This is a genomic window from Paenibacillus sp. CF095 (genome assembly GCF_900101225.1).
GTDB lineage: Bacteria > Bacillota > Bacilli > Paenibacillales > Paenibacillaceae > Paenibacillus.
In genome coordinates this window covers 3,268,602-3,282,141 of the sequence record NZ_FMZN01000001.1, presented here as the reverse complement: position 1 = coordinate 3,282,141, position 13,540 = coordinate 3,268,602, and the positions used below count along the sequence as shown (strand labels likewise).

13 protein-coding genes are annotated in these 13,540 nt (G+C 49.8%); 9 read left to right on the top strand and 4 right to left on the bottom strand.

Annotation, left to right across the window (positions count from 1 at the left end):
- Positions 1-2: 2 nt before the first annotated feature.
- Positions 3-1,370: a YheC/YheD family endospore coat-associated protein gene (locus BLS69_RS14295; RefSeq protein ID WP_074094376.1), complete on the bottom strand. Its 1,368-nt coding sequence runs from the start codon at positions 1,368-1,370 to the stop codon at positions 3-5.
- 237 nt (positions 1,371-1,607) lie between these two features.
- Here BLS69_RS14295 and BLS69_RS14290 point away from each other — a divergent pair, with 237 nt between their 5' ends.
- The 3 genes from BLS69_RS14290 (at position 1,608) to BLS69_RS14280 (ending at position 4,104) form a co-directional block, all read left to right on the top strand.
- Positions 1,608-1,955, top strand: a complete 348-nt coding sequence (locus BLS69_RS14290; RefSeq protein ID WP_036609862.1) for a YlbF/YmcA family competence regulator — start codon at positions 1,608-1,610, stop codon at positions 1,953-1,955.
- A gap of 319 nt (positions 1,956-2,274) precedes the next feature.
- A complete protein-coding gene (locus tag BLS69_RS14285; protein WP_085981456.1) occupies positions 2,275-2,559 on the top strand; it encodes a hypothetical protein in 285 nt (94 codons plus the stop codon).
- A gap of 210 nt (positions 2,560-2,769) precedes the next feature.
- The gene (locus BLS69_RS14280; RefSeq protein ID WP_036609860.1) at positions 2,770-4,104 is read left to right on the top strand and encodes a DRTGG domain-containing protein; all 1,335 of its coding nucleotides are present in this window, start codon (positions 2,770-2,772) and stop codon (positions 4,102-4,104) included.
- A 144-nt stretch (positions 4,105-4,248) separates the two neighbouring features.
- Here BLS69_RS14280 and BLS69_RS14275 read toward each other — a convergent pair whose 3' ends face one another.
- The 3 genes from BLS69_RS14275 to BLS69_RS14265 all read right to left on the bottom strand — a co-directional run bounded on the left by BLS69_RS14275 (position 4,249) and on the right by BLS69_RS14265 (position 5,523).
- Entirely contained in the window at positions 4,249-4,590 is a 342-nt protein-coding gene (locus BLS69_RS14275; protein WP_017689501.1) for a YtpI family protein, read from the bottom strand.
- A gap of 93 nt (positions 4,591-4,683) precedes the next feature.
- The gene (locus tag BLS69_RS14270) at positions 4,684-5,172 is read right to left on the bottom strand and encodes a sporulation membrane protein YtrI (protein ID WP_017689500.1); all 489 of its coding nucleotides are present in this window, start codon (positions 5,170-5,172) and stop codon (positions 4,684-4,686) included.
- Positions 5,173-5,193: 21 nt separating this feature from the next.
- Complete coding sequence (locus tag BLS69_RS14265; protein ID WP_026081169.1) at positions 5,194-5,523, bottom strand: YtrH family sporulation protein; 330 nt, start codon at positions 5,521-5,523, stop codon at positions 5,194-5,196.
- A 269-nt stretch (positions 5,524-5,792) separates the two neighbouring features.
- On the opposite strand from BLS69_RS14265, the gene BLS69_RS32565 reads away from it, so the two are divergent.
- From BLS69_RS32565 to BLS69_RS14230, 6 genes are all read left to right on the top strand, one after another.
- On the top strand, positions 5,793-9,938 hold the full coding sequence (locus tag BLS69_RS32565) for a DNA polymerase III subunit alpha (RefSeq protein ID WP_256332300.1): 4,146 nt from the start codon (positions 5,793-5,795) through the stop codon (positions 9,936-9,938).
- Positions 9,939-10,232: 294 nt separating this feature from the next.
- On the top strand, positions 10,233-10,724 hold the full coding sequence (locus BLS69_RS14250; RefSeq protein WP_036609851.1) for a phosphatidylglycerophosphatase A family protein: 492 nt from the start codon (positions 10,233-10,235) through the stop codon (positions 10,722-10,724).
- A 283-nt stretch (positions 10,725-11,007) separates the two neighbouring features.
- Positions 11,008-11,196, top strand: a complete 189-nt coding sequence (locus BLS69_RS14245; RefSeq protein ID WP_017689496.1) for a hypothetical protein — start codon at positions 11,008-11,010, stop codon at positions 11,194-11,196.
- An 87-nt stretch (positions 11,197-11,283) separates the two neighbouring features.
- Positions 11,284-11,538, top strand: a complete 255-nt coding sequence (locus tag BLS69_RS14240; RefSeq protein ID WP_036609848.1) for a hypothetical protein — start codon at positions 11,284-11,286, stop codon at positions 11,536-11,538.
- A gap of 63 nt (positions 11,539-11,601) precedes the next feature.
- Positions 11,602-12,495: an acetyl-CoA carboxylase, carboxyltransferase subunit beta gene (gene accD / locus BLS69_RS14235; RefSeq protein WP_036609844.1), complete on the top strand. Its 894-nt coding sequence runs from the start codon at positions 11,602-11,604 to the stop codon at positions 12,493-12,495.
- Entirely contained in the window at positions 12,496-13,527 is a 1,032-nt protein-coding gene (locus BLS69_RS14230) for an acetyl-CoA carboxylase carboxyltransferase subunit alpha (RefSeq protein WP_091032554.1), read from the top strand.
- The last annotated feature ends 13 nt before the right edge of the window (positions 13,528-13,540 follow it).

Here is a 13,540-nt window from a genome sequence, read left to right as displayed (position 1 = left end):
TTTCAAAAACCCGCCAGGTACGTAGAGTATTCAAGCATGGCTTTGACGGAAGGGCGGATCTTGCTCTCACTCAGTGGTGTATTATCATTCTTGGATGGTTTGGAGTTGACTTCCAGCAGCCATACGCGCCCAGTGGTGTCCAGAGCCAGATCAATACCAAGTTCACCAAAATGAGCAGGGATGGCACTCTCGATCCCTTTTGCGATATCCAGTGCTGCGGTGTGCAATCCTGCATACGCGGAAGCTTTGGCTGATCCAGACAACTGTGTTTTGGCAACAGCATCCTTGACGGTGCTGAGACTTCCACCCCGTGCCAGATTGGATACGTAGTGACTCCCGCCCGCAATCCGGGCGACGATGGAGGTTACACTCCATTTACCTGTACGGTTTTTTTGCACGAGCGCACGGAAATCCACGGGTCTGCCACTGTTGTCAATGAGAGTCAGCCCTTGTTGGATCTGATAACGCGTTGTTTTCATTTTCCCAGACATACTGGCATACAGTTTATCCAGAGAAGTATACGTTTGTTTCCGGGTACCCCCGACGCCAGTCGCCAGAGTCAGGAAGCTTCCGTCAGTCTGACGTGAGACCCGGATGATCCCTTTACCCAAAGAACCGCGTACGGGCTTCAGAAATACAACCGGATGTCGGTTGCACATCGTCTTGAGCATGGCGGACGTCTTGAGCAAATGAGACTCGGGAAGAACTCGTTTAAGCGTTGAAATGGACTTGAGTGCGTCAAACACTTCGTTTTTGTCCAGAAACTTTTCATTGAAGGTTTGCGTGCCGTAGAGCGATTTTACTTCTTTCATAAAATGCTGTACGCTAGGTTTGTTCTCAAGCTTGCGGGACGTTAGCCGGTTATTGACGACGTCTGCTACAGGCAGAACAGTCTTTTTCCAGCCGTCATCATACACCCAGCCTTTCATATAACCCGTTACCGCTCCAATATCCTCCGGTGTGAAAAAGGATACATAGGCGCCTTGCTTACGGCAGGCGTTCACCAGTTCTTGACAGAACATCGTGATGGAGCCAAAGGGCCGATCGGGCTGATCGGGATAATCCTGGCTAACCAGTACACTGATGTAGGGTCCAAGGCGAAGCGTACGGCTGGCTGAACGATAGGATACCCTCAGGACCGAACGTGGAACGAGACCGGTCTTGCTGGCAACTGTCTGATTGATGCGTAGCCCGTCATACCTTGGAACCGGAATGACAGTGACTTCTCGGCGGAAAGAGCCAAATTGCAGCTGAAGCGGCCTTCCTGAAGGGATTTTAAGCGCCTTGAGTACCCCTTCGCCCAGCATGATGACGTCGTCCTGCAGGATGCCCGAGCCGGTAACCTGAATCGTTACTTTTTTAGTGGACATCACGGATCTCCTTCCGGGCGGCAACTTGATGTCTGATCTCGAAGTTGAACGGCATCTGAACATGGCATGTGCTTCATCATATGAGGACATATAACCCTTGGTGATTGACCCATATGGATTAAATGCATTTGATTTCGAGGCAGGTTATTGATGACCTGTTTCAGATCGCCCTTGTTTGACAGGAGAGAAAAGCGTGTATTAACACGGATGAACAAACCAATCTGAGGAGGAATAATAGTGAACATTTATGACAAAGCCAATGATTTGGCCAAAGCACTGAGAGAAAGCAGCGAGGTGGAAGAGATTACTTCCGCGATGAAGCTGATTGAAGCTGATCCGGATGCAAAAGCAATGTTGGATAACTTCCGTGATCAACAAATGGAACTGCAACAACGTATGATGAGCGGGGATATGCCAGCTCCGGATGAGATGGAGAAAATGGAGAAACTGTTCGAAGTACTGAGCTTGAATCTGAACATCCGTCGCTTGTTTGATGCGGAGCGTCGCCTCAGTGTCATCATTGAAGACGTGAACAAAATTATTGCTGACAGCCTGGGTCATCTGTACGGTGGTGCTGAAGCGTAAAAAGGTAGTTCAAAAAGTCCACTTTTGATTACGAAGGATGCCTAGCGGCATCATCAGCATCGAATATGAAATTCAGCCGAAATAAGTGTGGGCTTACGAAGGTTGTTTCCTGCGGAAACATTGCGGTTGCTCACGTAGTTGTCCTACGCTCCGCTACTCCATTTCTAGCTTCATTCCATCTTCTCGGTACTGAAAACTGATCTTTTTGAATACGTACTAAAAGGTTGTCTTGTTTTTTTACCTGAACCTTTCATATTGGCTCCTTATCGTTCATAGACTAGACATATAGAGTCGATCAAGAACGAAGGAGCTGTGAATGGTGAAGAGGTTGAAAAAAGCAAAACATGTGATCTATCTGCTTATTGCGTTGTCGATGCTGGTCATTGCACTGCCGCGGATTTCTTTTGCTGGAGGAATGGACTGGGTTAATATTTTTGGCATCGTATGGGTGCTGTTCTCCTTATTAATCGTTGGTGCACATCTGCATTTTATTCTCGGTGTGGATGAAGAGAAGAAGCGTGCACTGGAAGCCGTTCGCCGGGCGAAGCTGCGGCAGTGGGAGATGAAACTGCTGGACAAGCAGGAGCGGAGCGAGTCAGTATAAGGTACAGAATGAGATCCAACATGGAAGACCGGAATCCCTTGATACAAGGGGGCCGGTCTTTTTTGGTACATACAGAATTAGAGGTTAATCGGATGAATAAATTCAGATGACGAACTTGCCTATGAGAATGGGTAGAGGTGGGGTTATTTTCCTAGAGCCGTGTTATAATAGATACAGTATAGTACAGATGCATCTTCGGGGGTGGTACAGTTGGACGGACAGGAAGAGAACGTCACGAAGCATGAACAGTTACTTCAACATATTGAACAACTGAAAGTTGGAAGCAAAATATCAGTACGTGGACTTGCGCGGGAGCTGGGTGTAAGTGAAGGGACAGCGTATCGTGCGGTAAAAGAGGCGGAGAACTTCGGGCTGGTCGTGACCAAGGAACGAATTGGAACGGTGCGGATCGAGAAGAGACCTCGGGGCATGTCGGAACAGTTGACCTTTGCTGATGTTGTGACCATTGTGGAAGGCCATGTGCTGGGGGGGAACGAAGGTCTCGCCAAACCGCTGCACAAGTATGTGATTGGTGCGATGAAAGAACAGGCGATGGCCCGTTATATTGACGCTGGGAGTCTGCTGATTGTAGGTAACCGTGAAGATGCTCACTCGCTTGCCCTCGAACAGGGAGCGGGCGTGTTGATTACGGGTGGTTTTGGGACAAGCCGAGAAGTAAGAATTATGGCTGACGAGCTTGGGCTACCGATTATTTCATCCAGACATGATACATTCACGGTGGCTTCAATGATTAACCGTGCGATCTTCGACCGGCTGATTAAGAAAAAAATTATGCTTGTTGAGGATATCATTGGTCAGAAACCTCGCTTGCAGGTGCTGAAGGTGACCAGTTCAGCCGCAGATTTTCATATGTTGGTTTCGGAGACAGGTGAACATCGCTTCCCGGTGGTGGATGAATGGAACCGGGTCATCGGAATTGTGAGTCTGAAGGATGTCAGTGAGCTGAAAGAAGATCAAAGTATTGAGAAATGTGTGATACGCCGCCCGATTACGGCCTCATTGCAGACATCTCTTGCTTCTGCTGCCCAGATTATGACTTGGGAAGGCATCGATTTTCTGCCAATCGTGGATCGGAATCGCAAACTGATTGCGTCCGTCACACGCAAGGAAGTGCTTCAGGCCATGCGGGATGCACAGAAGCAGCCACAACTGGGAGAGACGTTTGATCATCTGATCTGGAACGGGTTTGCCGAGGAGCGCGGTGAACAGAACGAATTGTTATTTCACGGATTCATCATTCCTCAGATGGCAACGGATCTGGGTACGATCTCCGAAGGTGTTCTGTTGAATGTGATGACACAGGCTGGCCGGCGGGCAGCGTGGGATGTTACAGGGAACGACCATGTGGTGGATAATGTAACGACTTACTTTGTTCGACCGGTACAGATTGAGGATCAGATCCTGGTTCGACCGTTAATTCTGGAAACCAGCCGTCGAACATGCAAAATGGACATTGTGGTTACCCGTGAAGGTAGTGTGGTATGCAAAGCGGTAATGACATTGCAGTCGATTGACCATGCCTAATAGGGTACGTTGCCTCGGGCATAAACAAAGAGAGTACTCCCTGATCGAGAAGCTCTGCCGGGTTGCGCTGTCGCGCGGTTCTGGCTTTGCTTAATGAAGGGAAGTACTCTCTTTTTGCAGACACAACAATAACACTTCAACGAATTATGCAGATTGTCCAGAGGTTTTACCTGATCCATTACTGGACCGTTGTTGAAGCCGCGCATAATAACTGCGGTTACGTATTCCGGCAAATACATTATACGCACCCATAATCAGAAATAGCGCTTCCACAATCACAGATAAAGTGGAGCCTGTGAAGACAAACATCAGGATCAGCGCAAGCACGACAAGCATGCCACCCATCCAGATATTCGTCCACGAACGGTACAGACCGGCGCTGGCAGCATCCGAGCTTCTGTGTGAACGAATACTGTTCAACGCTGCAAAAACCATGGCAACAGCAAAGATGGCGATTAGAGCATATTTGAGTACATCAATGAACACAAAGACGCAGCTCCTTTTCTGGAAAGCATTTACTGCCCTTATTGTACCATGCAGAGATGCAGACAAGGGCAGTTTTTTGCTATTATCCTTGTGTTACGCAGGAACGTGCATGCGAATCTGTACCCAAACTTGCAGTACGCCTTCCATAACCAGCATCGTTTTGACCTGAACGGTGTACTCCTTTTCCCTGACCGAGTACACTTTCTGATTCAGCATGATTCTCGTCATTTTGCTATACTCATCGATGTTGAATACATCTCTGCCCCGAAGTACCTCAAGTTCGTCTCCGAGCTTCTGTAACATCACTTTCAGAGAAGCCTCATCTGGCCCCTTATCCGATTCTTCTGCACGGACCTTGATTTCCTTGATAACGGTTTGGCGTTTACTGTATTTTTTCAGCGTTTTGATATCCTCCTCATTCTGATGCAGCTGAAGCTGCAGCTCCTGATTATTCAGCCACAACGCATTGTAACTCAGGTGAAATACACCGTTGTAGACGACACATCCAGCGATCATTCCCAGAACAAACACAGCGGTCATTCGCATCAGCGGGCGGTAACGGGAAAATGGCGGAATTCTCATGAACGCTGTTCCTGTCTCATATTAGCTCCGGCCTCCGCCGCACACCCATTTCACCAGCTCGGTTCCCATATGCGCGCCCATAAAAGCAGAGATCAAATACAGGATTTGTTTGACCGCCGGAGACAGGTTACCATCCAGGAAATTGCTCTCGATGACACGCATGGGATCTATTGTGCCGCCGACAGCGGCTGCGAGTGCCCATATCTTTATTTTTCCAGAAATATCGAGCATCGTTTGTGTTGGAGGCTGAAGAGAAATCACCGCTCCAATACCTCCGATCATCGCGCCGCCCAGCACGATTCCAAACGCAATAAAGAAATCAAGAATGGCTTTGGACAAAAATGTGCTCACTGGCAACACCCCTTTCTGACCTAGCAGCACACCTCCTGTCTTCGGTCTGTCACAGGGGGAGCGGCTTGTACTTCTATTGTATGGGCGTGCCCCCGAACGTTATGATAAAATAGAATAATAAAGTCTCCTTTTTATGAGGTTGTCACGAATTTTAATAGGAGATTCCATTTTTTTATTTATTTAATTCATATATATATGAGATAGATAGGGTAGCAGACGGATCAGAAGATCGATGCTGCGACTATCTGCGGCGAAAGGAAGAAAAAAACATGAGTTCTTTTGTGCATTTGCACGTTCACAGCGAATACAGTTTGCTGGACGGCGCTGCGCGTATTCCGGATCTCGTGAATAAGGCTGCAGATCTCGGAATGACGACACTTGCGCTGACCGACCATGGCGTGATGTATGGTGCAATTCCTTTTTATAAAGCATGTATGGAGCGAGGCATCAAGCCGATTATAGGGTGCGAGGCATACATGACAGCAGGTTCCCGCAAAGAGCGGGGAAGCCGCAAGGATCAACCGATACATCATTTGATTTTGCTGGCCAAAAACATGACGGGTTACCGTAATCTGATGAAATTGTGCTCGATTGGACATCTCGAGGGTTTTCATTACAAACCCCGTGTAGATATGGAAAGTCTGGCTGCCCACCACGAGGGCATTATCTGTCTAAGTGCTTGTCTGGGTGGTGAAGTACCGCAGCATCTGCTGCATGGGCGAGAAGAAGAGGCAAGACGTGCGGCGTTACGCTACAAACATATCTTTGGTGCCGACTTCTATCTGGAACTTCAGGATCATGGGCTTTCCGAGCAAAAAAGGGTAAATCCGCAGTTGATCAAACTGGCGGCTGAGCTTGAGATTCCGCTTGTAGCCACCAATGATGCGCATTACCTGTCGGAAGAGGACGCGGAGCTTCAGGATGTATTGATCTGTATCGGAACGGGCAAAACCGTGGATGATGAGAATCGGCTCCGAATTGGAACGAATCAGCTCTATCTGAAAAGTGAAGAAGAGATGGCTCGTTTGTTTCCGCATGTACCGGAAGCTCTGGCAAACACCGTCCGCATTGCAGAGTCCTGTGAGTTGAAGCTGGAATTCGGCAAATCGATTTTGCCGGAATACAGACCGCTTCCTGATGGACTCAGCCCTTCGGCGTATCTGCGTCAGCTGTGCGAAGAAGGAATGGAGGAGCGTTACGCGCAGTCCACACGTTGGACAGACGCGGAGCTTCGAGCTGAACTTGAACAACGACTGGCGTATGAACTCGGTGTAATCGACAGCATGGGGTTCTCGGATTATTTCCTGATTGTCTGGGATTTTATCGCCTATGCGCATAAACAAGGCATTGTTACTGGACCAGGCCGGGGCTCCTCGGCAGGAAGTCTGGTAGCGTACACGTTGCACATTACCGATGTTGACCCGATGAAATATAATCTGCTCTTCGAACGATTCCTGAATCCCGAGCGGATCTCCATGCCGGATATAGATATTGACTTCAGCGATGAGCGGCGGGATGAGGTCATTGATTATGTCGCGCATAAATATGGCAAAGCCCATGTTGCCCAGATTATTACGTTTGGAACGATGGCTGCCCGTGCAGCCGTGCGTGATGTTGGACGGGCACTGAATGTGCCTTATGGTGAAGTGGACAAGGCTGCAAAGCTGATTCCGGCCCAGCTCGGCATTAACATCGAGCGAGCCATGGAAGCTACACCTGAGCTGAAGGCGCTGTATGAAACCAAACCCAAAACGCGTGAACTGCTGGATATGGCGATGAAGGTCGAAGGTATGCCACGTCATGCTTCAACACATGCGGCGGGAGTGGTCATCTCCCGTGACCCGCTGACCGATGCGGTGCCACTTCAGGAGGGCAGTGAAGGAACAGCGTTAACCCAGTATTCCATGGAAAACCTGGAGTCTATTGGGCTGCTTAAGATGGACTTTCTTGGTTTGCGTACCCTCTCGATCATTGAGCGGTGTGTACGCTGGATTGGGGAACATGGAGAAATTCCGGATTTCCGCCTTATTCCCGATGATGATCCGTTAACGTACGAGATGCTTGGGAAAGGGGACACGATGGGCATATTCCAACTGGAATCTGCCGGGGTACGCCGTGTGCTGAAAGAGATGAAGCCAAGTAGTTTTGAAGATGTAATCTCGGTACTTGCCTTGTACCGTCCGGGTCCGATGGAGTTCATATCCAAATACATTCAGGGCAAGCATGGACAGATTGAAGTGGATTACCCCCATGTGGATCTGGAGCCTATCCTGAAAGATACGTACGGTATCATCGTGTATCAGGAACAAATCATGCAGATTGCCTCCCGGATGGCGGGTTTCTCGCTGGGTGAGGCAGATTTGCTCCGCAGAGCGGTCTCCAAGAAGAAACGGGAAGTGCTGGATCTGGAGCGTGGACACTTTGTACAAGGCAGTCTGAAACAAGGGTATAGCGAGGAAGAGGCAGACCTGGTCTATGATATGATCGTCAAGTTTGCCAACTATGGCTTCCCGCGTGCTCATGCCGCGGCATACGGTGTGCTTGCATTCCAGACGGCTTATCTGAAGGCACATTATCCGGTTCATTTTATGGCATCCATGCTGACAGCTGTGATGGGCAGTCATCGGAAAGTGGCAGAGTACGTAGTGGAATGTCGGCGTATGGACATGGAGGTGCTTCCGCCGGATGTGAATGAGAGCGGTATTCTGTTTACACCTGTATTTGTGCCGTCCGGCAGTACAGGAACCGGGGAACAGAGCAATGTATCGAACCTTATTGCGGGAGCAGATGCAGAGATTGATGCTGGAAGCCCTGCCGAAGAACATGCCGCGAACGGTAATGAGAGCTCCTTCAGGGAAGATCGCGTTCATGAGCATGATGGGCATTCGGGACAAGCAGAATATGGTGAAGCACCTCTGCCGGATGATCCCGGTCCTGGACCGGAAGAGGACAGTGGCGGATATGAGTGGCAAGCAGCGACATCCATGCCTGAGGCATCCGACAACCGGAAGGAACCGGGATTGGTGACGGCTGCTTCAACGGAAAATGGTAATGACCAGGGGAAAGAAGCGTCTTCTTCGCACACGGAGCAAGGTGAACTGTACTCTGTGAAGAAAAACGATGCAGTGTCTAATGCAAATGCGGATGAAGATAAGGAAAAATTAACGGGTGCAATACGATTTGGTCTTGCCGCTGTGAAAAATGTCGGTACCCAAGCAATGGAAAGCATTATGATCGTAAGGCAGGAGAGACCGTTCGACAGTCTGCTCGATTTTTGTCGTCGTGTGGATCTGCGTGTATGCAACAAACGGGTGATTGAATCGCTGATCCAGGCCGGAGCTTTTGATACATTACCTGGTCACCGGGCCCAATTGCTGGCGATGCTGGATGAAACTGTTGAGGCGGCGTTGAAATGGCGCAAGGAACGCGAGGATCTGCAGATTCAATTATTCGACTTTGTTGAGACGCCAAACTGGGAGATTGAATACCCGGAAATTCCTCCTTATTCCTCAGGGCAGCAACTGGAGCTAGAGCGTGAGTTGTTAGGTTTGTATCTCTCCGGGCATCCGCTGGATGACTATGAAGATGTGTTGGAATCGAGTGGGGCTGACCGGATCATGGAGCTGACCGAGGCGGCAGACGACACGATGACCGTCGCCGCGGGTATGGTTGTGTCCGTGAAGTCGATCACGACGAAACAGGGCAAGGCTATGGCGTTCATGGAGCTGGAAGACCAGATTGAACGCTGTGAAGTCGTTCTCTTTCCCGAGGTATGGAGGCGTAGCCAGCAACATGTCGGGAAAGGTGAACTGCTCGTCGTGCGTGCCAAAGTGCAGCAGCAGGACGAAGGGTTTAAGCTGCTGGCTGAGGAAGTGGTGCCGTTGTCACCGGCGGCACTGGAGCAGCAGCTGCGCAGCCGTGACCGGCGCGGCAAGCCCGGCAGCGGCAGCTCTTCGCGCCCGGCGCAGTCGGCTTCGCCGCGGCGGCCAGCGGGCGCAGGAGCCGAAGCGCAGCGCAGCAGCGCAGGCGGGAATGCTTCCGGTGCGCGTAGCAGCGGGAGCCAAGGCTCGGCAGCGACGCGCAGCGATGCGGCGGGTACGGGCGCAGCCACGGCGGCGGCTTCCCGGCCTGGCTGTGTCGCTGAGGCGGCTGGCAGCCCGGCGCAGAGCCGCGAACCGCGGGCCGTGGAGCAGCGGGTGTTCGTGAAGATTGCCCCGCATGCGGAGAAGCCTGAGCTTCTGGCACGTCTGAAGCAGCTGCTTCAGGAACATCCCGGACCTGTAGCGACAGTGCTCTTCTATGAGCAACAACAGAAGCTGCTTGCGCTGAGTGATGCCTACCGGATTAAACCATCTCCAGCCTTGTTCTCCGATATGGAGAAGATGCTGGGTGAAGGTACGGTCAAAATTAAATAAGAGCTTATCCCGTAAGTGATCGTTCTTATTCCATAATATGAAACCTGTTTGGCTCAATGCTGAACAGGTTTTTTTGTGATTATTTTAGCACGGTTCCCCTGATGAAATAATTTAAACAAACGAATTACAGACTAGCTAAAGACCAAAGCGGGATGCACAATCCTATATCAGTCCAAGGTGTTACTGGTCTCAACCATTCGCACATTTTATGAACATTTTAACAGGTTGCTGCATACACTTGAGAACACCGAAGGACCTCGCGGTCCTCGGGGGATTGATGCGGGAGGTCGAGATATGTCATATGAAATCGTAGAAGCCATGCTGGCCCGGCGGGGTGTACGGATTGATGCAATCGCAGCAATTGTATACCGTCTGCAAAAAGGGTACCACCCCGAACTGACCTTGGACGACTGTGTAACCAGCGTGAAATCCGTTCTGCAGAAACGAGAGGTGCAATATACGCTCTATACCGGTATTGCTCTCGACGAACTTGCGGAGAAAAAACTCTTGCCCCAACCGTTACAGGCTATTATGGAAGCGGATGAATCCCTGTATGGAGTGGACGAGACTCTGGCCCTCGGCATTACTCATGTGTATGGTATGATCGGTTTAACCAGCTTTGGTTATCTGGATAAAGAAAAAATAGGTGTAATTCATGATTTGAACGAACACACAACAGCCATTCATGTCTTTTTGGATGATCTGGTCGCAGGGGTGGCGGCTGCCGCATCTGCCCGGATTGCACACAAAAATATTAAAGCCAAAAAATACCCCTCAGACCTGTAGCCCCCTGTATTTCCATGCTTATATGCTGTTGTCACTCCAATGGCTCATATGAAGTCATCAAGGGCGGCCGAGGCTGCCCTGATAAGCTTGCGGCTGCTTATGGAAGAGGTAAGAACAAGAAGATTTCGTCAACCATATGAGTTATTCGTGGGGGACTAATGTCCCTCATGATCCCAAATTCTCCCCAAAGGTCCCGAACCCTTTCTTGCAGAAAAAAAGTGAGGTATGTTATCATTAGTCCAATATACGGGCTCTGAACATTAGCTTAGGGGGCGGACAAGGCATGTGGACGGTGATTTACATTGCGCCGACAGCAAAGGTTGCGGACAAGATCAAGACCAAGCTTTCGGAAGAAGGTTTTCTGGTACAGACCCGTCCCATCAGTTTATCCAAGCAGCAATTTGAGATTCGCGTCCCTTCTGGGGAATTGGAAGAGGTCCAGGAAGTGCTGAATTCCATTCTGCATTCCTGATTCGTTCGACATCAACGTGCCTTGGCAGATGAAGAAGTACCATCGGTACATAAGGGACTAATCGCGTAAGCGGAGAGAGGAATCGACTTGCATGTATTGTATGCTGCTGTCCTTCCTTCTTTTTTTGTTAGGACAAGGACCGACCTGGTTGCTCCCGGAGACCCTACCAAGATAGATTCAAACATCGGCGCAACAATCTTTCGGTTTTTGCAGGTAACATCAATCGTGCTGACAGAAGCCGGTGATCCTTGCCCTGTACCGGCGGATTTTTTTGTTGTGAATGCTGGACAAGGCCCATGGCAGCGTGTGGGTCGTAAGCGGTTTACCGTAACACGCGGATGAAGCTGCCACAAGCAGCGCTCTGCAGGTTGCGGCCATCAAATCAACGGCTGGAGAGGTGTAGTTGTGTTCAAAGATATATTCCAGAAGAAACGGAAGTACGCTACCATACCTTCCGAGCGTGCACTTCCCGGCGAAGGCCAGGAAGTCCTAGAACGCCCAAAACGTGAAATACCTGAAGGGCTTATGAACAAGTGCAGCAAATGCGGCACCATTCAATATAGCAAGGAATTGGAGAAAAATCTGAAAGTATGTCCTGCCTGCGGTTACCATATGCGTCTTAACGCTATGGAGCGCATTGCTATGGTACTCGATGATCAAGGATTTGTTGAGTTTGATGCTGATATGATATCGGTTGATCCACTTGGCTTTCCTGGATATAGCAACAAATTGGAACAACAGCGTCTGAAATCGGGTCTGAAGGAAGCGGTAATTACAGGGGAAGGAACCATTGATGGCCTGCCTGTAGTTGTGGCTGTCATGAGCTTTGATTTCTTCACAGGCAGCATGGGTTCTGTTGTAGGGGAGAAAATTACCCGTGCCATTGAGCATGCCACAGAGAAACGGTTGCCATTGATTATTTTCTCAACATCAGGTGGTGCCCGGATGCAAGAGAGTATTCTCAGCCTCATGCAAATGGCCAAAACAAGCGCAGCTTTATCCCGTTTGGATGAACAGGGCGGGCTGTACATTTCGGTCATTACGGACCCAACGACAGGTGGAGTCTCGGCAAGTTTTGCGAGCTTGGGCGATATTAATATTGCCGAACCTGGCGCTGTATTTGGTTTTGCCGGCAGAATTGTTATCGAACAGACGATCCGTCAGAAGTTACCTGATGATTTCCAGACGGCTGAATTTAATATGCAACATGGTCAGTTGGACATGGTTGTGCACCGGAAAGAACTTCGGGCCACTCTTGGCAAGCTTTTGGATATGCATAGTGAAAAAGGAGGGGTCTAAATGGCGGGTGAGTTGCCATATGAAGCGCCTCTGGTTGAGATGCGCAAAAAGATTGATGAACTCGTACAGTTTGGACAGGAAAAAGGCATCGACTTTACGGACGAGATTGCCCGCCTGGAAGAACGTTACCATAGACTTGAAGAAGAGATCTACACTGGCATAACAGCAGCTCAGAAGATGCATCTGGCCCGTCATCAGCAGCGCCCAACGGCGCTGGACCTGATTCAGCTGATATTTACAGACTTCATTGAGCTGCACGGTGATCGCATGTTCGGAGACGATCTTGCGGTTGTTGGCGGACTTGCCAAGTTGAATGGAAAGACAGTAACGGTAATCGGGCAACAGCGGGGGAAAGATACGAAGGATAATATCGCCCGCTTTTTCGGCAGCGCTCATCCAGAAGGTTTCCGAAAAGGACTGCGTCTGATGAAACAAGCGAACAAATTTGGCCGTCCTATTATTACGTTTATTGATACTAAAGGGGCGTATCCGGGTAATACTGCAGAAGAGAGAGGTCAATCGGAAGCGATTGCTCGCAACTTGATGGAAATGGCGAAGCTATCGGTTCCTGTTATTGTTGTGGTCATCGGCGAAGGTGGAAGCGGCGGTGCCCTCGCTATGGCTGTGGGTAATCGTGTGTTGATGCTGGAGCATGCGATCTATTCTGCAATCTCTCCGAACGGCGCTGCTTCGATTCTCTGGAAGGATGCATCCAAGGCAGATCAGGCGGCTGAAGCAATGAAAATAACAGCCAAAGACCTGCTCGAGATGGAAGTCATTGAAGAGATTGTCCCTGAACCACGCGGCGGTGCTCATCGGGATTATGAAGCGTCTGCTGCTTTCATCAGTGAAGCCTTGGTCCGTCATCTGGACGATATGAAGGGTTGGAGCGGGGATCAGCTGAAACAGGATCGTTATGAGAAATTCCGTAAAATTGGATCGGTCACGTTTGAACCTCAAGCATCAATTGAAGCCCCTCAAGAGCTTGTAGAAGTCGATGTTGCGAGTAATTTGTCGGGAAATGCTGAATAATGTGACGAATTTC

Bases quoted from the DNA above. Each gene is read 5' to 3' on its own strand.
- BLS69_RS14295 (WP_074094376.1), bottom strand. From the start codon at position 1,370: ATGTCCACTAAAAAAGTAACGATTCAGGTTACCGGCTCGGGCATCCTG.
- BLS69_RS14245 (WP_017689496.1), top strand. From the start codon at position 11,008: ATGTGGACGGTGATTTACATTGCGCCGACAGCAAAGGTTGCGGACAAG.
- BLS69_RS14230 (WP_091032554.1), top strand. From the start codon at position 12,496: ATGGCGGGTGAGTTGCCATATGAAGCGCCTCTGGTTGAGATGCGCAAA.
- BLS69_RS14250 (WP_036609851.1), top strand. From the start codon at position 10,233: ATGTCATATGAAATCGTAGAAGCCATGCTGGCCCGGCGGGGTGTACGG.
- BLS69_RS14270 (WP_017689500.1), bottom strand. From the start codon at position 5,172: ATGAGAATTCCGCCATTTTCCCGTTACCGCCCGCTGATGCGAATGACC.
- BLS69_RS32565 (WP_256332300.1), top strand. From the start codon at position 5,793: ATGAGTTCTTTTGTGCATTTGCACGTTCACAGCGAATACAGTTTGCTG.